Genomic DNA, 18,582 nt, shown 5'->3' with positions numbered 1-18,582 from the left:
TTGAGAGTGGGCTAGTCGTCAAACATTCCGGCTTCTCCTCCGATCACGTGAGTGCCGGAGTCGTCTTCCCAGGTCGTCAGAATCGCCGTGTTGACGAACGCCCCGTTGTCTTCGCGCCACATCACAGCGCCGTGAACGGCAAGGATCATGGCAACGGCAAGGTCAATCTTTCGCCGGCTGGACGCGTGCTCTTTCGTGATTCGCGCACCACGTGCGTCTTCACGGATCACGGCGTTACCGATGTGCCGGGCAAGGGACGGGTTACCGTCGTGGCTCATCCGACCGTCACGAGCCGCGTCGTACACGGCCTGAGTGGCAGGCACCATGCGGGCAAGTGAGTTCGTCGGGAAGGCTTCTACCGGGTAACCCTCAGCCTCAAGATTCTCAAGGGTCTCTTCCCAGCGGTACGGGTCAGCGACAAGGTTCACGACCCTGTACGTGTCCAGTGCTTCACGCAGTGCTTCACGCACGTCGGGCATGGGCACGCGCCAATGTGCATCCCCCTGAGCCGCTTCCCAGTGGCCTAGGACGAACACCCGAAGGTCTTCGACGCGGCAGGCGACGAGCGCTGTGCTGTCACCCTTCCAAGAGCCGTCAAAGCCCAACACAACGGCTTGCCCGGGTAGAAGGTCGTCATCCTCCGCAAGGCTGTCCCACAGCCCGTGAGGCAGCCACGTGGACGCGCCACGGACGAACTGACTCAAGCGGTAGATCCTGAACGACGCTTCGGTTGACCGCTGAGCGGCTGCCTTGAAGTCGTCTTCATTCAGGATCTCGTAAGACGGGTTACACGCCTTCCAAATCTCCGGGTCAAGGTGGTCAACGGTGTCACCGATGCGCGGACCCCACGAGCGGTAGAACAAGGTGGGGTCAGTAACCTCACCGGAGTTCACGCGCTCACCGGTCTCGCACAGCGCGGCGAACGGTCCGTCAGGATCAGGGCCGGCGGTCGATACCACCCAAGTCATGGGTTGGTTACGAGCGGCTGACCCCAGCGTGAGCGCGTCGAACAAGTCGGCGTTCTTGCTGAACGCGTACTCATCCAACGACACAGCGACCGGGTTCAAACCCTGTTGCCGTCCCGCGTCCGCGCTCACGACCCGGTATGTGTTGTCCTTGTACCGGATAATGTCGCGCTGCACGTCGCACACGGCGCTGAGCTTCGGGGACGCGTTGACCATTTGCTTCGCCGCGTCGAAAACCATTCGAGCCTGATTACGGTCATTGGCTGCCGCGATAACCTGCCGCTGCATGTCCGCACGATCCGCGATCAGGTGGTAAAGCATGATGGCTGCCGCAATCGTGCTCTTCCCGTTCTTACGGGCAATGCACACAACGGCCATACGATGCTTGCGCTTCCACTGACCAAACGCGTCTTGCTCAAGCCGGTATGCGTCAACGAGTAGTTCACGCTGCCACGGCAGGAGCTTGAAGGGTTGGCCGGCGAACGAGCCCGTGAGAAAGCAGAACTCTTCAATCCACTTCGCTACGCGGTAGCCCTCACTGGGGAACGGCGCGTCAGCGGGAATGTGCCGAGAGATGACCGGATCAATCTTGCTCACGGTCACCCCCCTCAGTCAGCCGCTGCTTCCCTCCGCCACTGCCGGCGTTCTCGTGCCCGCTGCTGACCCTTGCTGTAGTGGTTCGGGTCGTGGCCGTGGCAGCAATACCAACTTGGCTTCTGAGTCCAGCGAGAGCGCGCCAACATCCGTGCCACAGCGCCCCCTAGAAGTCTTCGGGTCCCGCTTGAATCTTGCGGGCTTCGGCAGCCACGAGCCCCAACCGCATACGGGCTTCGGGCGTGAATCCAATGACGGTTTCGATAGCGCGAAGTTCCTTCTCCGTGCTCTCTACGTACCGCATGGCAGGATGCACAACGGGCTGACCCGTGCTGCCAATCGTCATGAGACCGTCAGCGTCTACAGCGTCCATGAGCTGAGAGCGTCGGTCGTACAGCTCCGCATACCGAAGAATCAGGTTGCGGTCAGTGTCGGGGGAGTAGGCACCGGAGCCGGCTTGCCAGACAGCGCGCCACACTTCCTTACCCGTGGACCCCAGGTGACCCGGAGCACGGGGAGCACGACCTTCGTACACAATCGGTGCCTCAGCCTCAGCGGCATAGTTGGCGTTCCCGGTGCGTAGCTCAGGGCTCTTAGCGTGGCTCATGGCACCCCCTAACTGAGCGTTCATCCCCCTTAGCGGGTGCCTTCGTGGCGGGTACAAAGTGGGGCATTCCCAGTGTCACCCCAGGTGAGCGCCGGTCACGCTCCGGCCAAAATCGGCCCTACACCTAGCGTGCGTTTTGCGAGCTGGGGCCGGGATCGCTGAGAGACATACGGCTGAACTTTCGGACCGCTCTCCCCTCCGTCAGAAGGGACGCTTTCCAAAATCCATTGCCGTCTTCGTCTTATGACACGCCTTGCACAAGACCTGAACATTGGTGTCCACATCTTCGCCACCCTTAGCAAGGGGAAGCACGTGGTCAATGTCCACCTGAGAAGGCAGGTACCAAGCAAGACATGTGGTGCACTGTCCAGCCACGGCCTTACGTACAGCCTTACGAAGACGAGCCGCAGCATTGTTGCCACGAGCTATGGCTTCACGCCTCTTCGTGTGTGACTGCACTGACCTACGTGCTGTGTAGTGGGCATGGTGTATGGCACACCTGCCACTATGGGTAGCCCACTCTCGACACTCAAGACACCGTGAACGCATGGGCTACCCACCCCCCTTCTGTAGGTACCCCCCTATGGGTGAGCACCCCCCTACCTACTCTTGAGAGTAGGCAGCAATGCGAGTGGGTCAGGTAGGACTTGAACCTACAACCACCGGGTTAAGAGCCCGGTGCTCTACCAATTGAGCTACTGACCCGAAGCCCTGGGCTACAACCCGGGGAGAGACCGGGGAGCACACAAGGCCACTTGAGCCGGTGGGTTCTGACCGCCGTATCTGATGTGGAAGGGTGCGCGTTACCTCTTCCGGCTCACTACTACTAGAGCGAAAGGGATTCCCTAGAGCGGAGGGGATTCCCGCGCGGGGGGTTGCTGTGGTCCGCCGGCTGACAGCGGGTGGTGCAGGTTTGCAGCTTTGCAGGCTCGTCCCGTTTCTCTATAGGTTTTCTATTGTGTTTCCTAGATCAAGTACAAAACTGCACTACTGCATAAGCCCAGGTCAGGAAGGGGATTCTCACGCGGGCTCATGTAGGGGAGTGTCACAGGAACATAACTAGTTAGCCTAACTAACGACTTGAAGGCACAAAAAGAGGCCCGATCACGTGGACCGGACCCCTTCCCGCTGTCCTGAGCTACGCCGCTGCCTCAGCCGGCTTCGCCCATTCGATCTTGACGCGCTCTTCAATCGGAGCGGGCTCGTACTGCGTACCGAAGTTGGCTGCCTTCTCCACAACGATCTTGTCCACGAAGAGCTTCACGAAGTCCCGACGCTCCGTCATGGAAGCGCTGTGCCACCACGAGCCCTTACCGATCGGGTCCCCCTTGTTCGCTGTCCAGACGTTCACGCTGATGAGTGTGGGCACCTTCGCGTCAAGCTCGTTGATCCGCTCGTCACAGCGCGACATGGCCTCTTCGTACTGATCGCGCTTCTTGATGAACCGGTCTCGCCCGGTCGTCCCCTTGTACACACCCGCGTCAAAGTCGTCCCACAGCTCATCAAGCGCGGCCTTGTAGTCGGCTCGTTCGACCGCAACGGCTTGCTTGTCCGCCACCACTTCCGGGGCGCTGTGGGTCGCTGTGAAGCGCTGTGTGGCTTCCACGATCAGGGCAATGTCTTCGGGGTCGTGGTAGTCCAGCGCCACGAGCCGCTTCATGATCCGTCCGGCAACGTATCCGTCCAGCCGGTCACGGAGAACGCCAACGCGGCCTTCGTGCGTGCTCTTCGTGCCCTTCTTGCGCTGACAGATGTACGTGGTTTCACGGGGGGTTTTTCCGGCTTGCTTGCACATGGTGTGCGTGCCTTCGCAGTACAGCACTCCCAGGGCCGACAGAAGCGAGTCACCGCGCGTCAGGGACGTTCCCTTGGGCGCGCTCATTTCCTTCGCGACGGAAAGGCACTTCTGTAGCGCGTGGTACTCAACGGCGTCAATGATCGGGTCGTGTGAGATCACGGGACGACCCTTCTCGTCCCGAACGCTGCGGTACCCGATCCGCTTTTTCCATGTCCCCTTGCCGTCCTTCTTGGGAACGCGCTCGTACATGGGTTCCGTTTGGTGCCCCATAAGGCGCGGATCAGTGAGCACACGGCGGAGCGTGGTCACCTTCCAAGAAGGGGCGGCAATCTCGCGCTTAGCGTGTGATTCGACTCCGCGCGTAGGTACGCCGGTTTCGTTGAGCCATGCGCACACACCCGTGATTGAGCCCGGGTGAGGCTTTCCGGGAACGTACGGGTGATCCTTGTACTTCAAGATGCGCGCCACCACATCCTGAATGATTTTGACCTCTTCGGGCTCCGGGATGAGAACCCGGATAGTCAGCTTCCCCTCACGCTTCGGTTCGGTGCGAAAACCGAATGGGGGAACACCACCGACAAACCCGCCGGCTGCCTTGAGAGTGCGCTTCGTGCCACTGACGGCAAGGCTCTTGTTTCGGCTTTCTTCCCATGCCGCGTTAAGGCGCATGAGAAGCGTTACGAGACCGATCAGGTCGTCTGTTACGGGACCTTCGTAAACGCTGATGATCTGAACGCCGAGACGCTGCAATTCCAGAATGATCGGAAGCGCGTCTTTCGGCTCAAGTCGAGAAAGCCGACTGACGTACGAGACAACGAGAACATCAATCAAGCCCGCACGAGCGTCTTTCAACATGCGCTCAAAGTCGGGGCGCTCTTCGCCGGTGAAGGCGGAAAAGTCAATGTCTTCGTAAATCTCAGTGAGTTTCAGGTCTTCGCTCTTGTTGATTAGGGCTGTAGCCCCGTCAACCTGAGTGATCGTGCTGCCTTCGCTCTTGTCTTTTCGGGCTTCCGACTGCCGCGCGTAGATCACGGCTCGTCGCATGAGTTTCCTTCCGGCGGCAACCTCAGTTGCCGTCGCCAACGTGTCTGTCCGCATGGGCATGATCCTAGCCCAGAGGCACCTATGTTGCGTAGCTCTTTGGCTGCTGGGGTGGACGACGGTCCAGGGCAGGCCCTGTCAGGTGCGGCAGTTCAGGAACCGCAAGGGGAGCGTGGACCCGGCGGCGCTGCCGGCCGACCAGATAGACGACTACGGCCGGATGACCGGCGCGCTGCTGGCCAGGGCCCACGCACACAGCGTGGGCCCCCGGCTGATCGCCGGGTACTGCGGCAAGAACGAGGAGCTGGACGCGGCCGTGGCGGCGTTCGCCATGGCGTACGCGGACCGTACGGAGGCGGATCACGCCGAGCTGCTGGCGGCCGTCAGGAGCGGGCGGATAGCGGCCGAGCTGGGGGTGTGACGGCCCGGGACGGGGCGGGAACCGGCACACCCCCACCCCGGGACGGCGCGGGGGCCGCCGCGTTCGCCCTTACGCTGGACGGGTGATGCACGACGCCCCTGGGGAGCCGACGATCCGAAACGACGACGAGCAGGACGTACGAGACGCGCCGGACGCGGGGGCGGCGGCGCGTCCGGAGGCCCGGCTGGAGACGGCCGTGCGCGCCGCTGAGCAGGCGCTGATCGAGTTCGAGATCGCGCTGGAGACCTTCCGGATCGAGGTGGAGAACTTCTCCCGCCTGCACCACCAGCGGCTCGGCCCGATGTATGCCCGGCTCGATGAGCTGGACGCGATGATCGCCGAGGCCCGCGCGGCGCGTACCGGCGATCCCGAGGATCTGCGCAAGGCGCGCGAAGCCCGTGCGCTGGTGCAGCCGATGCCGGGCGTGGAGGAACTGTTCCACGACTGGCTCGACTCCGACGGTCTGTCGCCGGAGGCGGCGGCCATGCTGACGGATCAGCCGGTGCGACCGCCCAAGCGGGTCAGGCCGAGCGACGAGGCACGCAAGCTCTATCGCGAACTGGTGCGCAAGGCGCATCCGGATCTGGCGCAGGACGAGAAGGAGCGGGCACGTCGTGAGGAGTTCCTCACACGCGTCAACGCCGCCTACGGGCGCGGGGACGAGCCGCTGCTCCAGGAACTCGTCGCGGAATGGGCGGCGGGGCCGGAGACGCGGGCGCCCCGGCTGAGCGAGAGCGAGGAGCTCTACGCCCGGCTGGAGTGGCTGGCGCAGCGCAAGGAGATGCTGACGGTGGTCGCCAAGGAGCTGGAGGAGAGCGCGATCGGCGCGATGCTCAGGATGGCGCCTGACGACCCGGACCGGCTGCTGGAAGAGATCGCCGAGCAGCTGCTCGCGGAGGTCTCCGAGCGTGAGACGGAACTGGCCAGGCTGGTGCAGTAGGTTTTTCGGAGCGTCCGGTCGGGAGCCCGCTGATCCGGAAGGGATCCCGCCGGCCCGGTGCCGGTTCCGGTCCCAGGCCTGATCCCGGTCTGGTTCCGGTCTGGTTCCGGTCCTGGTCCTGGCCCCGATCCGGAGCTCCGCCCGCGCCGGTCACGTACGAGAGAAGGCACTACCCATGAACTTCGCCCCGCTGCCCTCGGTCGATGTCGCGGCGGTCCCGGCCGACGGCCTGGTGCTGGACGTCCGGGAGAACGACGAGTGGGCGGCCGGTCATGTCGAGGGCGCGCTGCATGTCCCGATGAGCGACTTCGTGGCCCGCTTCGGAGAGGTGACCGAGGCGGTCGCCGAGGGCCGCAGGGCCTATGTCATGTGCCGGGTCGGCGGCCGGTCCGCTCAGGTCACCCAGTATCTGGTCCAGCAGGGCGTCGACGCGGTGAACGTGGACGGCGGGATGCTCGCCTGGGATGGCGCCGGGCGTCCGATGGTCACCGACAACGGCAGCCCGGCGTTCGTCCTCTGAGACCCGCCTCAGGGCGCTTCCAGGGGGCAGGAGCGACCCGGTGACCGGCTCGCCGGTCACCGGTGGCTCAGCGGTGGCTCAGCGGTCGAAGTCCAACTCCACTTCCGCGGTGGCCGGATGGGACTGGCAGGCCAGCACATAGCCCGCTTCCGTCTCTTCCGGTTCGAGCGCGAAGTTGCGGTCCATCCTGACCTCGCCCGAGACCAGGAACGCCCGGCAGGTCCCGCAGACCCCGCCCTTGCACGCGTACGGCGCGTCCGCACGGCTGCGCAGCACGGTCTCCAGCAGGGAATCCCCGTCCCTGACCGGCCAGCTGCCCGAGCGGCCGTCGAGGGTCGCGGTGAGCGTGCTGTGCGCGGGGACCTGCGCGCTCGCCGTGCCCGGCGCCGCGGTGGCCGTGCTCACGGCGTCGTCGACATGGAAGATCTCCTGGTGGATACGGTCACGGGCCACTCCGAGACCGCGCAGCGCCCGTTCGGCGCCGACCACCAGACCCAGTGGGCCGCAGAGGAACCACCCGTCGACCTCGGCGACCGGCAGCAGCGCGGGAAGTAGTCCGGTCAGCCGCTCCCGGTCCAGCCGGCCGGACGGCAGCCCGGCCTGCTGCTCCTCCCGGGAGACCACGCTGACCAGCTGAAACCGGTCCGGATAGCGGTCCTTGAGGTCGGCGACCTCCTCCAGGAACATCGTGGACGCGACGGTCCTGTCACTGCGGACCAGACAGAACCGGGCACCGGGCTCCCGCGCGAGCAGGGTGGCCGCGATCGACAGCACCGGCGTGATGCCGCTGCCGCCGACGACCGCCGCGAAGTGTCCGGCACGCGGCTCCAGCGTGAAACGGCCTGTCGGCTCCATGACGTCGACCACGTCGCCCACGGCGAGTTCCTTGAGGGCGTACGTCGAGAACTCACCCCCCTCGACCAGCCGGATCCCCACCCGCAGTACGGGATCGGCTCCGGCGGGCGCGCAGATCGAGTACGTACGCCGGATCTCCTCGCCCCGCGCGTCGATACGGCGCAGGGCGATGTGCTGGCCGGGGGTGTGCCGGAAGGACGCGCGCAGCTCGGGCGGGACGGCGAAGGTGACGGTCACCGCGTCGTCCGTGAGCGGCTCGACCTCGCTGACCCGGAGCGGATGGAACATCTACAACTCCTTGAAGTGGTCGAACGGTTCACGGCAGGCCGCGCAGCGGCGCAGCGCCTTGCACGCGGTGGAGGAGAACCGGCTCAACAGCTCTGTGTCGGTCGAGCCGCAGTGCGGGCAGCGGATCGAGAGCGAGAGCGGTATGGGCCCGTCCGCGGCGACAGGGCGGGGCGGGGCTATGCCGAACTCCGCGAGCTTGCGCCGGCCCTCCGCGCTGATGTCATCCGTCGACCAGGCCGGGGAGAGGACGGTCACGACCGAGACGTCCGCTACGCCGTGTTCCCGCAGCACGCGCTCGATGTCCTCGGACATCGTCTCGATCGCCGGGCACCCCGTATAGGTCGGGGTCAGCTCGACCCGGACCTTGCCGGGGCCCCACACCTCGACCGTACGCAGCACCCCCAGCTCCTCCAGCGTCAGCACCGGCAGCTCGGGGTCGGGCACCGTCCCGGCGAGCGCGCGCAGCTCGGTCTCCAGCGCGGTCGGGTGCGCCCCGCCCGAAGCGCCCGAAGCAGCCGAAGTGCCCGAAGCCGCCGGGGTGGCGGGTACGGGGGCGGGCCGGGAGCCCGTGCCGGTCACCATGACGCCCCCGGGTGGCTGCGGTGTAGATGCTGCATCTCGGCGAGCATCGGCCCGAACGGCTCCGTGTGCAGCCCCTGCCGGCCCGCGCCCGCCCGCCAGGCGCCGGAGCGGGGGCCGTCCGGCAGCGTCAGCGTCGCCCGCTCCAGCACGTCGGTGATGGATTCGCGCCAACTGGCCTCCAGAGCGGGCCAGTCGACGTCCAGGCCCTCCACCGGCTCGAACATCTCGCCGGTGAACCGCCACAGCGCCCCGCAGGCCCGCGCCATCCGCTCATGGCTCTCGGCCGTGCCGTCGCCGAGCCGCAGTGTCCAGTGCTCGGCGTGGTCCTGGTGGTACGCGACCTCCTTGACGGCCTTGGCCGCGAGGCCGGTGAACGCGCTGTCCCCGGCGGCCAGCCGCTGGTACAGGAAGAGCTGGTAGGTGGAGAAGTAGAGCTGGCGCGCGATCGTATGCGCGAAGTCGCCATTGGGCTGCTCGACCAGTTGGAGATTGCGGAAGGCCCGCTCCTCGCGCAGATAGGCCAGCTCGTCCTCGTCCCCGACGAGGGAGAGCAGGATCCGTGCCTGTCCGAGCAGATCCAGCGCGATATTGGCGAGCGCCACCTCCTCTTCCAGTACGGGCGCGTGTCCCGCCCACTCCCCCAGCCGGTGCGAGAGCACCAGCGCGTCATCGCCGAGCGCGAGGGCCGCGGCCCGGGGCGGGGCTGTCACCGTTGCGTCGCTCACAGGTGCTTCACCCCTTCCGGGATCTCGTAGAAGGTCGGGTGCCGGTACGGCTTGTCGGCGGCCGACGCGAAGAACGGGTCCTTCTCGTCGGGGGATGAGGCGGTGATCGCCGAGGACGGGACGACCCAGATCGACACCCCTTCGTTACGCCGGGTATAGAGATCGCGGGCGTTGCGGAGAGCCATCTCCGCGTCCGGCGCGTGCAGGCTGCCCGCGTGGGTGTGGGACAGCCCACGGCGGGAGCGTACGAATACCTCCCACAGCGGCCAGTCGGTCGAGTCGCTCATGCCGTCGCCTCCATCATCCGGACCCCGTCGTCCCCCGGCACGCCGCCGGTGTCGCGCTTCGTCGCGTACGCCGCCGCCGCGTCCCGTACCCAGGCACCCTCTTCGTGCGCCCGGCGGCGCTGGGTGAGGCGCTGTTCGTTGCAGGGCCCGTTCCCCTTGAGGACCTCGCGGAACTCGGCCCAGTCGATGGCACCGAAGTCATGCCTGCCCCGCTCCTCGTTCCAGCGGAGATCCGGGTCGGGGAGGGCCAGCCCGAGGGCCTCGGCCTGCGGGACGCAGATGTCCACGAAACGCTGGCGCAGCTCGTCGTTGGAGTGCCGCTTGATCTTCCAGGCCATGGACTGCGCGGAGTGGGCCGACTCGTCGTCCGGCGGGCCGAACATCATCAGCGACGGCCACCACCAGCGGTTCACCGCGTCCTGCGCCATCTCGTGCTGCGCCGGGGTCCCGTTGCTGAGCGCGAGCAGCAGCTCGTACCCCTGCCGCTGGTGGAAGGACTCCTCTTTGCAGATCCGGACCATCGCGCGGGCGTACGGGCCGTACGAGCAGCGGCACAACGGCACCTGGTTGGTGATCGCCGCGCCGTCCACCAGCCAGCCGATCGCGCCGACATCGGCCCAGGTCAGCGTTGGATAGTTAAAGATCGAGGAGTATTTCTGGCGGCCGGCGTGGAGCTTGTCGAGCAGCTCATCGCGGCCGGTGCCCAGCGTCTCGGCCGCGCTGTAGAGGTACAGCCCGTGTCCCGCCTCGTCCTGCACCTTCGCCATCAGGATCGCCTTGCGGCGCAGCGACGGCGCGCGCGAGATCCAGTTCGCCTCCGGCTGCATGCCGATGATCTCGGAGTGGGCGTGCTGCGCGATCTGGCGGACCAGCGAGGCGCGGTACGCCTCAGGCATCCAGTCGCGTGGCTCGATGCGCTCATCGGCGGCCACCGCGGCGTCGAACGCCGCCTCGAACCCCTCCGCCGTCGTCCCCATCGTCGCCTCCGCAGCTGTCCCCGCGGTCACTGCCGTCATCCGGACCCCCTACCGACCGATCGTTCGGTTCATGGACTTCAATGGTGAGTCGGCGGCCCGTAGGGTGTCAACCGCTGTGGATAACTGACTGTGGCACCAACGGGGATCGGGGCGGGATGGATTCGTACGACGACGAGGGTGGGCCGGCCGGGCCACCGCCGGGCGCGGGGATAGCCGGCCTCTCCTTGCGCTACCAGCTGGTGGCCGCCGTCGCCCTGGCGGTCATCGGGGTGCTGGCCTGCACTCATGTGGCCATGGTGTTTCTGCATGTCGCCCCGTCCAACACGCTCACCAAGCAGCACGGCGAGACCGTCGACGGGTGGATCTACCCCGAGTTCGAACAGAACTGGAAGCTCTTCGCGCCCAACCCGCTCCAGCAGAACGTCGCCGTCGAGGTGCGCGCCGAGGTCGGGACCCCCGAAGGCGCGCGCAGGACCACCGACTGGATCAACCTCTCCGCCGAGGACGGCGCGGCCATCCGCGGCAACCTTCTGCCCAGCCATGTCGACCAGAACCAGCTGCGCCGGGGCTGGGACTTCTTCGTCGGGGCGCGAGACAACAAGAACCGTCCCAATGGTCTGCGCGGGCAGCTCTCCGAGAGCTATATCCGCCGCATAGTGATGCTGCGCCTGGAGGACCACGATCTGGGCGGTTCCGTGGAGCGCCTCCAGCTCAGGTCCGCCACGACCGCCATCGCGGCCCCCTCCTGGAGCAAGGAGAAGGTCAATACGCGACCGTTCTACCGGGTCTTTCCCTGGTGGACGGTGAACGCGTCCGATCTTCCGGGCGGCGTACGGAACGGCCGTACGGAGGCGGGCGAGTGAGCGAGCGATTCGAGTATCCGCCGGGCGGGCTGCCGGACGAGCGGCCGGGCGACCGGCCCGACAGGCACCCGGGGGGCCGGACCGGCAAGCGGGTCACCTTCGACCGCTGGGTCGTCGGCGGTATCCAGCGCGTGACCGCCCGCCCTCTCGGCCGGTACCAGAGCGCCGTCGTCCGGATCGGGTTCGCCGGCACCTGGCTGCTCTTCCTCGTACGCGAGCTGCCCCACCGCCGTGAGATGTACGGGCCCGACGCCCCATGGGGCTGGGACATCGCCCAGCAGCTGATCGCCAAGAACGGTGCCTTCACGGGGCTGATGTGGTCGGACAGCACGGTGTGGTTCGAGATCGTGTTCGCCATAGCCATGCTGTCCAGCGCGCTGCTGATGGTCGGCTGGCGCACCCGCACGATGTCCGTGGTGTTCATGTTCGGCGTGCTGTCGCTCCAGAACCGCTCCATCTTCATGGGCGACGGCGGCGACAACATCATTCATCTGATCGCGATCTATCTGGTGCTGACGCGATGCGGTCAGGTCTGGTCGCTGGACGCCAGGCGCGCCGCGCGTGCCGCCCGCAAGGCGGCCGATGCCGTACCGGGCAGTGCCGTACCGGGCGCCCCCGCGGAGGACAGCGCGGTACTGGACAGTGCCCTACCGAAACGCGCCGTAGCGAAACGCGCCGTACCGGACCGCGTCGGACCGGTCCTGTGGGTCGTTCTCGGAGGGTTCCTCCTTGTCGGCACATCGCTGGACCGGGTCCACGCAGAGCTGTGGATGCTGATCCTGTTCTGGGGCCTCTGGGTCGCGCAGGGCCTGTGGTGGGCGGCGAACCGGTACGCGCCGGACGGCGAGCCCCGCGCCCTGCTCGATGTCCTCGCCAACCTCGTCCACAATGCCGGACTCGCCGTGATCATGGCGGAGGTCTGTCTCGTCTACGCCACCGCCGGCTGGTACAAGATCCAGGGCTCGCGCTGGCAGGACGGCACGGCGCTGTACTACCCGCTCAAGCTGGACTATTTCTCGCCCTGGCCGGAGCTCTCCGGGCTGCTCGCCACCAGCGGCGTCATGGTGATGCTGCTCAGCTACGGCACGGTCATCGTGCAGGTCGCCTTCCCGTTCACGCTCTTCAACCGCCGTGTGAAGAACGTGCTGCTGGTCGCGATGATGCTGGAGCACGCGGGCATCGCCGTGCTGCTCGGACTGCCGTTCTTCTCGCTCGCGATGATCGCCGCCGACGCGGTGTTCCTGCCGACGAACTTCCTGCGATGGCTCGGCGACCGGATCGCGGGTCTGTGGAACCGGTTCTTCCGCAGACAGGGCAAACCGCTGCCGGAGCAACGGAGCGACAGCCCTGACCAGCCCCGGACCCTCGTCGGATGATCGACGGCCCGCGAACTGCCTGGTCACCACGGCACGCCGTACTCTGAGGCGATGAACGACGCTGAGGCCGCCCGCGCCGTACGGCAGTGGCGCGAGGCCGGCCCCGACCTGGTGGTGCTCGACGGCTTCCACGCGCTGAAACACGCGCTCCGGTTCGGGGCGGACGTACGGTCGGCGGTCACGAGCGACAAGGAATCCGCGCTGGCTCTGGCGGCCGAACTCGCCGACGACGTGACCGACGCGATCAAGGAATCAGTCGTTGAGATACCGGCCCATGTCCTGCGGGAACTGGTGCCGCGCGTGCATGCCACGCAGATCGCGGCTCTGGCGGTCAGACGCGATCGCCGGACCAATCTGGACGCGCTGTCGGCGCTGCCCCGTCCGTCACCCGTCGTCGTCCTCGACAACCCTCGCAATCTGGGGAATGTCGGGGCCGTCGTCCGGCTCGCCGCCGGGTTCGGGGCGACTGGTGTGATCACGACCGGCGATATGGACCCCTGGCACGCGAACGCCGTGCGCGCCGGCGCCGGGCTCCACTTCGCCACCGCCGTCGAGCGGCTCTCTCCCGATGACTTCCCTCCCGGGCCGCTGTACGCGCTGGATCCGGAGGGTGACGACATCAGGTCCATGACCATCCCCGATGACGCGCTGCTCGCTTTCGGCTCCGAGCGGCACGGCCTCTCGGCGGCCGTCCGGAGCCGCGCCACCAAGCTGCTGTCGCTCCCGATGCGACCGCAGGTGTCCAGCTACAACCTCGCCACCAGCGTGGCCATGACGCTGTTCCACTGGGGAGGCCCCTCCGGGACCCCGGAGGAGTGATCGGCGCCGCCCGCCCCCCTGACCGGCGGGCGGCGCCGAAGCCTGGCTCTTAGCCACTCAGCCCTCGGGCGTGAGCCCTCGGCCTCGGGCGTCAGCGCGCCTCAGGCCTGGCGTCGTACCTCCACCACCCGGAAGCGGTTCGCCACGAACGCCGCGTCACACAGCGCCGCGTTCGCCGCCGGGTTGCCGCCGGAGCCGTGGAAGTCCGAGAAGGCCGCCGTCTGGTTCACATAGACCCCGCCCGTGAGGTTCAGCGAGAGCTGCGCGGACTCCTCCAGGCAGACCTCCTCGATCGCGCGCTCCGTCTCACTCGACGTCGTGTACGCGCCGACCGTCATCGCGCCCTTGTCGCGCACCGTGCGCCGCAGCAGCTCCAGCGCGTCCTCCGTCGAGTCCACGGCGACCGCGAAGGACACCGGGCCGAAGCACTCCGCGAGATACGGCAGCTCCGCGGCGGTGGCGCCGCCCTCGGCCTCGCCCTCCCACGCCTTCTCCCAGGACTTGCGGGCGCCGTCGGCCTTCACGATCGCGGGGGTACGGACCACCGCGTCCGGGAAGTCCGGGTTGGCGATCTCGCGCGAGGCGAGCGCGACGTCCCCGAGCCCGCCCGCCGCGTCGAGACGGGCCTTCACCTCGGGGTTGACCAGCGCGCCCAGCAGCGCGTTGGCGCGGGCGTCGTCGCCCAGCAGCCCGCTCACCGACGCCGCGAGATCGGCCACCACCTCGTCGTACGACTTCTCGCCCGCGTCCGTCGTGATGCCGTCCCGGGGGATCAGTAGATTCTGCGGGGTGGTGCACATCTGGCCGCTGTAGAGCGAGAGCGAGAACGCGAGGTTGGAGAGCATCCCCTTGTAGTCGTCGGTGGAGTCGATCACGACGGTGTTGACGCCGGCCTTCTCCGTGTACACCTGCGCCTGACGGGCGTGGGTCTCCAGCCAGTCCCCGAAGGCGGTGGAGCCGGTGTAGTCGATGATCCGGATCTCGGGCCGTACGGCCAGCGTCTTGGCGATGCCCTCGCCCGGCCGCTCCACGGCCAGGGCGACCAGATTCGGGTCGAAACCGGCCTCGGCGAGCACCTCGCGGGCCACCCGGACCGTCAGCGCGAGCGGCAGGACCGCCCGCGGATGCGGCTTGACGAGCACCGGATTGCCGGTGGCCAGGGAGGCGAACAGGCCCGGGTAGCCGTTCCACGTCGGGAAGGTGTTGCAGCCGACCAGCAGGGAGATCCCGCGCGCCGCCGATGTGAAGGTCTTCCGCAGCTCAAGAGGGTCGCGCTTGCCCTGCGGCTTGGACCAGTCGGCCGCGGCCGGCGTACGGACCTGCTCCTGATACGCGTACGCCACGGCCTCCAGACCGCGATCCTGAGCATGCGGCCCGCCCGCCTGGAACGCCATCATGAAGGCCTGCCCGCTGGTGTGCATCACCGCGTGCGCGAACTCGTGCGTACGGGCGCTGATCCGGGCCAGGATCTCCAGACAGACCAGGGCGCGCGTCTCGGGCCCCGCCTCGCGCCACGCGCCCATGCCCGCGCGCATGGCGGGCAGCAGGACGTCCAGGTCCGCGTGCGGATACTCGACCTCCAGCGCCGGGCCGTACGGCGAGATCTCGCCGCCGGTCCAGCCGTCAGTCCCCGGCTGGTCCAGCTCGAAGCGGGTCCCGCGCAGCGCCTGGAAGGCGGCGAGCCCGTCCGCCGGCGCGGTCTCCCCGTACCCCTTGGGGTGCTCGGGATGCGGGGACCAGTAGGCGCGGGTGGTGATCGCGTCGAGAGCCCGGTCGAGCGTGGACCGGTGCTTGTCGGAGAGCTGCTGGGGACTGAGCTGGGCGGCGGCCATGACGGACCCACTCCTCGGTCGGGCTGAGCATCAGGGACACGGACAGGGACATGAGCTGGCAGACAGAGTTAGAGTAACCGAACGATCGGTCGGGACAAGGGTGTCCGGCGAACCTGTGCATAACTCGTCCGTACTCGTACGTACCCGTTCGTTCGGACGCGGCCGTGACTCGTCCGTACTCGTCCGTGGACAACTCGTCTGTGGACAACTGGCCCACTCCGACAACCGGCTCACTCAATGGCTCACTCATACGGGAGGATTGCGTTCATGACAGCAATCGAGCCCGGCCGCGTCGTCGCGGTCGTCGGCACCGGCACCATGGGGCAGGGCATAGCCCAGGTGGCGCTGGTCGCAGGCCATCCCGTGCGGCTTTACGACGCCGGGCCCGGCCGTGCGGAGCAAGCCGCCAGCACGCTCGCCGGGCGACTCGACCGGCTCGTCGAGAAGGGCCGGCTCGACGCCGCGGCGCGCGACGCCGCGCGCGCCCGGCTGCACCCGGCGCAGGACCTCGCCGAGCTGGTGGACGCCGCGCTCGTGGTCGAAGCGGTCCTGGAGGAACTCTCCGTCAAGCGGGACCTGTTCGCGGCGCTGGAGGACATCGTCGCCGACGACTGTCTGCTCGCCACCAACACCTCCTCCCTCTCCGTCACGGCGGTCGCGGGCGCGCTGCGCCACCCCGGCCGCTTCGTGGGGCTGCACTTCTTCAACCCCGCCCCGCTCCTGCCGCTCGTGGAGGTCGTCAGCGGCTTCGCGACCGACGAGACGGCCGCCGAGCGCGCCCACGCGACCGCGCTGGCCTGGGGAAAGACACCGGTGCGCTGCGCCGACACCCCCGGTTTCATCGTCAACCGCGTCGCCCGCCCCTTCTACGCGGAAGCGCTGCGCGTGTACGAGGAGCGGGCCGCCGACCCCGCGACCATCGACGCTGTCCTGCGGGAATGCGGCGGCTTCCGGATGGGCCCCTTCGAGCTGACCGACCTGATCGGCCAGGACGTCAACGAGGCTGTCACCCGGTCGGTCTGGGAGTCCTTCTTCCAGGACCCGAAGTTCACGCCGTCGCTCGCACAGCGCCGGCTGGTGGAGTCGGGACGGCTGGGGCGCAAGTCGGGCCGGGGGTGGTACGCGTACGGCGAGGACGCGCCGCGGGCCACCGCGCACACGGCGGAGCCCGAGAAGGCGCCCGCGTCCGTCACGGTGCGGGGCGAGCTGTTCGCGGCGGACGCGCTGCCCGGACTGATCGAGGAAGCGGGGATCGTCGTCACCCGTAAGGACGACGCCGTCCCCGGCTACCCCGGCTGGCTCGAACTGTCCGACGGCACGCGTCTCTTCCTGGCGGACGGCTCGGCCGCCGATGACGCGGGGCTGCCGGCCATCCACTTCGATCTGGCGCTGGACTACCGGGACGCGACGCGGATCGCCCTCGCGCCCGCCGCCGGGGTGACCCGGACGGCCCTGAAGGAGGCCATCGGCCTCTTCCAGGCGCTGGGCAAGGATGTCAGCGTGATCGGCGACATCCCCGGCCTGATCGTGGCCCGTACGGTCGCGATGCTCTTCGACATCGCCCTTGACGCGGCAGCGCGCCAGGTGGCGGCCCCGGAGGACATCGACCTCGCGATGCGGCTCGGCGTCAACTACCCGCGCGGCCCCCTCGACTGGGGCGACCGGCTCGGCGCGCGATGGGCGCTCGACACGCTGGAGGCGCTGCACGAGGAGTACCCCACGGGCCGCTACGCCCCCTCCCAGGCACTGCGGCGCCTGGCCGCCGCCCAGGAGGACGACGCGTCATGACCACCGCGAAGCGTGACACCTACACGCCCGAGACCCTGCTGACCGTCGCTGTCCGCGTCTTCAACGAGCGCGGGTACGACGGCACCTCCATGGAGCATCTCTCCAAGGCGGCCGGGATCTCCAAGTCCTCGATATACCACCACGTCGTGGGCAAGGAGGAGCTGCTGCGCCGTGCGGTCAGCCGTGCCCTGGACGGCCTCTTCGGGATCCTCGAAGAGGAGGGGGCGACGCACGGACGGGCCATCGGACGGGTGGAGTACGTGACCCGCCGTACGGTCGAGGTGCTGATCGCGGAGCTGCCGTATGTGACGCTGCTGCTGCGGGTCAGGGGCAATACCCAGACCGAGCGCTGGGCGATGGAGCGGCGCCGCGAATTCGACCAGCGGGTCGCCGATCTGCTGAAGGCCGCCGCCGCGGACGGTGATCTGCGCGCCGACATGGACATCAGGCTGGCGACCCGGCTGCTCTTCGGCATGGTCAACTCGCTGGTGGAGTGGTACCGGCCGCACGCGCCCGGCGGCTATGACCGCGACCAGGTGGCGGAGGCGGTCGTACGGCTCGCCTTCGACGGGCTGCGGACCGACCTCCAGCTGGGCCCGTAGCGGTCCCGTTCCGAACCTCGGACCCTGTTATCCGTTAACGGCCTCCTCTTTAAGAGGGGGCCGTTTTCTACTCCTCCGGAGGGGCATCTCCGGTTCGGCTTCTACGGAGGGGGCCCATTCAGGTCCGTCTCCTCGAACACCAGCAGCGTGCGGGTCGAGAGCACCTCGGGGATGGACTGGAGCCTGGTCAGGACCAGCTCCCGCAGGGAGCGGTTGTCCGGGGCGTGCACCAGCAGCAGTACGTCGAAGTCACCGCTGACCAGCGCGATATGGGTGGCCCCCGGCAGCTCCTGGAGCTGTTCGCGCACGGTGCGCCAGGAGTTCTGCACGATCTTCAGCGTGATGTACGCGGACGCGCCCTGGCCTGCGCGTTCATGGTTGACGCTGGCGCTGAAACCGCGGATCACGCCGTCGTCGATCAGCCGGTTGATCCGGGCGTACGCGTTGGCGCGCGAGACATGGACGCGCTCGGCGACCGACCGTATCGACGCGCGGCCGTCGGCCCGCAGGATGCGCAGAATGTCTTGGTCGATGGCGTCCAGCGGACGCGCCGGAAGCATGGATTCCGTACCGCCGCCGCCTCTTTCGGTGCCGGGTCTGATCCCCACCCCGTCGATCTCCCGGTCGATGCCGTCGGCCATTTGTTCAGCTCCCCTGTCTCCTCGCCTCCGCGCCGTGGACGGCCTGCGTCCATCCCAAGCT

Annotated in this window: 18 protein-coding genes, 1 tRNA gene and 1 pseudogene; 8 read left to right on the top strand and 12 right to left on the bottom strand. The window is 67.7% G+C overall.

Annotated elements, in window-relative coordinates; genetic code table 11:
* Window positions 1-11: 11 nt before the first annotated feature.
* The 5 genes from AB0M67_RS07840 to AB0M67_RS07820 all read right to left on the bottom strand — a co-directional run bounded on the left by AB0M67_RS07840 (window position 12) and on the right by AB0M67_RS07820 (window position 5,062).
* Window positions 12-1,562, bottom strand: coding sequence for a terminase large subunit (locus tag AB0M67_RS07840; RefSeq protein ID WP_365743796.1), 1,551 nt, complete (start codon window positions 1,560-1,562; stop codon window positions 12-14).
* Between the two features lie 163 nt (window positions 1,563-1,725).
* Window positions 1,726-2,166, bottom strand: a complete 441-nt coding sequence (locus AB0M67_RS07835; RefSeq protein ID WP_365743794.1) for a phage terminase small subunit P27 family — start codon at window positions 2,164-2,166, stop codon at window positions 1,726-1,728.
* 201 nt (window positions 2,167-2,367) lie between these two features.
* Complete coding sequence (locus AB0M67_RS07830) at window positions 2,368-2,715, bottom strand: HNH endonuclease signature motif containing protein (RefSeq protein ID WP_365743792.1); 348 nt, start codon at window positions 2,713-2,715, stop codon at window positions 2,368-2,370.
* Between the two features lie 83 nt (window positions 2,716-2,798).
* Window positions 2,799-2,871: transfer RNA gene (locus tag AB0M67_RS07825), tRNA-Lys, on the bottom strand.
* 433 nt (window positions 2,872-3,304) lie between these two features.
* Window positions 3,305-5,062, bottom strand: coding sequence for a recombinase family protein (locus AB0M67_RS07820; protein ID WP_365743790.1), 1,758 nt, complete (start codon window positions 5,060-5,062; stop codon window positions 3,305-3,307).
* Window positions 5,063-5,066: 4 nt separating this feature from the next.
* On the opposite strand from AB0M67_RS07820, the pseudogene AB0M67_RS07815 reads away from it, so the two are divergent.
* The 3 genes and pseudogenes from AB0M67_RS07815 to AB0M67_RS07805 all read left to right on the top strand — a co-directional run.
* Window positions 5,067-5,426: pseudogene (locus tag AB0M67_RS07815) on the top strand (DUF2252 family protein); the annotation flags it as partial.
* 82 nt (window positions 5,427-5,508) lie between these two features.
* Window positions 5,509-6,366, top strand: a complete 858-nt coding sequence (locus AB0M67_RS07810; protein WP_365743788.1) for a J domain-containing protein — start codon at window positions 5,509-5,511, stop codon at window positions 6,364-6,366.
* 175 nt (window positions 6,367-6,541) lie between these two features.
* On the top strand, window positions 6,542-6,886 hold the full coding sequence (locus tag AB0M67_RS07805) for a rhodanese-like domain-containing protein (RefSeq protein ID WP_365743786.1): 345 nt from the start codon (window positions 6,542-6,544) through the stop codon (window positions 6,884-6,886).
* A gap of 78 nt (window positions 6,887-6,964) precedes the next feature.
* On the opposite strand, the gene AB0M67_RS07800 is transcribed toward AB0M67_RS07805, so the two are convergent.
* From AB0M67_RS07800 to paaA, 5 genes are read right to left on the bottom strand one after another with little or no spacing between them, the layout of a single operon-like run.
* Window positions 6,965-8,029, bottom strand: a complete 1,065-nt coding sequence (locus AB0M67_RS07800; protein ID WP_365743784.1) for a 2Fe-2S iron-sulfur cluster-binding protein — start codon at window positions 8,027-8,029, stop codon at window positions 6,965-6,967.
* Complete coding sequence (gene paaD, locus AB0M67_RS07795; protein WP_365743782.1) at window positions 8,030-8,611, bottom strand: 1,2-phenylacetyl-CoA epoxidase subunit PaaD; 582 nt, start codon at window positions 8,609-8,611, stop codon at window positions 8,030-8,032.
* On the bottom strand, window positions 8,605-9,336 hold the full coding sequence (gene paaC, locus AB0M67_RS07790) for a 1,2-phenylacetyl-CoA epoxidase subunit PaaC (RefSeq protein ID WP_365743780.1): 732 nt from the start codon (window positions 9,334-9,336) through the stop codon (window positions 8,605-8,607). Before paaC ends, paaD begins: the two co-directional genes overlap by 7 nt.
* Window positions 9,333-9,623: a 1,2-phenylacetyl-CoA epoxidase subunit PaaB gene (gene paaB, locus AB0M67_RS07785; protein WP_365743778.1), complete on the bottom strand. Its 291-nt coding sequence runs from the start codon at window positions 9,621-9,623 to the stop codon at window positions 9,333-9,335. The genes paaC and paaB overlap by 4 nt, the downstream gene beginning before the upstream one ends.
* Window positions 9,620-10,600: a 1,2-phenylacetyl-CoA epoxidase subunit PaaA gene (gene paaA / locus AB0M67_RS07780; protein WP_365744453.1), complete on the bottom strand. Its 981-nt coding sequence runs from the start codon at window positions 10,598-10,600 to the stop codon at window positions 9,620-9,622. Before paaA ends, paaB begins: the two co-directional genes overlap by 4 nt.
* Window positions 10,601-10,755: 155 nt before the next feature.
* Here paaA and AB0M67_RS07775 point away from each other — a divergent pair, with 155 nt between their 5' ends.
* From AB0M67_RS07775 to AB0M67_RS07765, 3 genes are all read left to right on the top strand, one after another.
* Window positions 10,756-11,463 carry a DUF5819 family protein gene (locus tag AB0M67_RS07775; RefSeq protein ID WP_365743776.1) on the top strand — a complete coding sequence of 236 codons (708 nt, stop codon included), beginning with the start codon at window positions 10,756-10,758 and terminating at the stop codon, window positions 11,461-11,463.
* Window positions 11,464-11,585: 122 nt separating this feature from the next.
* Window positions 11,586-12,839 (top strand): HTTM domain-containing protein, encoded by a 1,254-nt coding sequence (locus tag AB0M67_RS07770; RefSeq protein WP_365744451.1) that lies wholly within the window; start codon window positions 11,586-11,588, stop codon window positions 12,837-12,839.
* A gap of 51 nt (window positions 12,840-12,890) precedes the next feature.
* Complete coding sequence (locus tag AB0M67_RS07765) at window positions 12,891-13,658, top strand: TrmH family RNA methyltransferase (protein ID WP_365743774.1); 768 nt, start codon at window positions 12,891-12,893, stop codon at window positions 13,656-13,658.
* A gap of 101 nt (window positions 13,659-13,759) precedes the next feature.
* On the opposite strand, the gene paaN is transcribed toward AB0M67_RS07765, so the two are convergent.
* Complete coding sequence (paaN, locus tag AB0M67_RS07760) at window positions 13,760-15,490, bottom strand: phenylacetic acid degradation protein PaaN (protein ID WP_365743772.1); 1,731 nt, start codon at window positions 15,488-15,490, stop codon at window positions 13,760-13,762.
* Between the two features lie 267 nt (window positions 15,491-15,757).
* On the opposite strand from paaN, the gene AB0M67_RS07755 reads away from it, so the two are divergent.
* Together AB0M67_RS07755 and AB0M67_RS07750 are read left to right on the top strand one after the other, a co-directional pair.
* Complete coding sequence (locus tag AB0M67_RS07755) at window positions 15,758-17,278, top strand: 3-hydroxyacyl-CoA dehydrogenase (RefSeq protein ID WP_365743770.1); 1,521 nt, start codon at window positions 15,758-15,760, stop codon at window positions 17,276-17,278.
* Window positions 17,275-17,880: a TetR/AcrR family transcriptional regulator gene (locus AB0M67_RS07750; protein WP_365743769.1), complete on the top strand. Its 606-nt coding sequence runs from the start codon at window positions 17,275-17,277 to the stop codon at window positions 17,878-17,880. The genes AB0M67_RS07755 and AB0M67_RS07750 overlap by 4 nt, the downstream gene beginning before the upstream one ends.
* A gap of 101 nt (window positions 17,881-17,981) precedes the next feature.
* On the opposite strand, the gene AB0M67_RS07745 is transcribed toward AB0M67_RS07750, so the two are convergent.
* Window positions 17,982-18,440 carry an Lrp/AsnC family transcriptional regulator gene (locus tag AB0M67_RS07745; protein ID WP_249951684.1) on the bottom strand — a complete coding sequence of 153 codons (459 nt, stop codon included), beginning with the start codon at window positions 18,438-18,440 and terminating at the stop codon, window positions 17,982-17,984.
* Between the last annotated feature and the right edge of the window lie 142 nt (window positions 18,441-18,582).

The organism is Streptomyces sp. NPDC051662 (assembly GCF_040681655.1).
Taxonomy (GTDB): domain Bacteria; phylum Actinomycetota; class Actinomycetes; order Streptomycetales; family Streptomycetaceae; genus Streptomyces.
Note: the sequence above shows the minus strand (reverse complement) of the source record. Positions and strands in the feature narration are given on the sequence as shown.

Bases quoted from the DNA above. Each gene is read 5' to 3' on its own strand.
- AB0M67_RS07745 (WP_249951684.1), bottom strand. From the start codon at position 18,440: ATGCTTCCGGCGCGTCCGCTGGACGCCATCGACCAAGACATTCTGCGC.
- AB0M67_RS07755 (WP_365743770.1), top strand. From the start codon at position 15,758: ATGACAGCAATCGAGCCCGGCCGCGTCGTCGCGGTCGTCGGCACCGGC.
- AB0M67_RS07765 (WP_365743774.1), top strand. From the start codon at position 12,891: ATGAACGACGCTGAGGCCGCCCGCGCCGTACGGCAGTGGCGCGAGGCC.
- AB0M67_RS07830 (WP_365743792.1), bottom strand. From the start codon at position 2,715: ATGCGTTCACGGTGTCTTGAGTGTCGAGAGTGGGCTACCCATAGTGGC.
- paaD (WP_365743782.1), bottom strand. From the start codon at position 8,611: ATGGTGACCGGCACGGGCTCCCGGCCCGCCCCCGTACCCGCCACCCCG.
- paaN (WP_365743772.1), bottom strand. From the start codon at position 15,490: ATGGCCGCCGCCCAGCTCAGTCCCCAGCAGCTCTCCGACAAGCACCGG.
- paaA (WP_365744453.1), bottom strand. From the start codon at position 10,600: ATGGGGACGACGGCGGAGGGGTTCGAGGCGGCGTTCGACGCCGCGGTG.
- AB0M67_RS07820 (WP_365743790.1), bottom strand. From the start codon at position 5,062: ATGCGGACAGACACGTTGGCGACGGCAACTGAGGTTGCCGCCGGAAGG.
- AB0M67_RS07805 (WP_365743786.1), top strand. From the start codon at position 6,542: ATGAACTTCGCCCCGCTGCCCTCGGTCGATGTCGCGGCGGTCCCGGCC.
- AB0M67_RS07800 (WP_365743784.1), bottom strand. From the start codon at position 8,029: ATGTTCCATCCGCTCCGGGTCAGCGAGGTCGAGCCGCTCACGGACGAC.
- paaB (WP_365743778.1), bottom strand. From the start codon at position 9,623: ATGAGCGACTCGACCGACTGGCCGCTGTGGGAGGTATTCGTACGCTCC.
- AB0M67_RS07750 (WP_365743769.1), top strand. From the start codon at position 17,275: ATGACCACCGCGAAGCGTGACACCTACACGCCCGAGACCCTGCTGACC.
- AB0M67_RS07775 (WP_365743776.1), top strand. From the start codon at position 10,756: ATGGATTCGTACGACGACGAGGGTGGGCCGGCCGGGCCACCGCCGGGC.
- AB0M67_RS07835 (WP_365743794.1), bottom strand. From the start codon at position 2,166: ATGAGCCACGCTAAGAGCCCTGAGCTACGCACCGGGAACGCCAACTAT.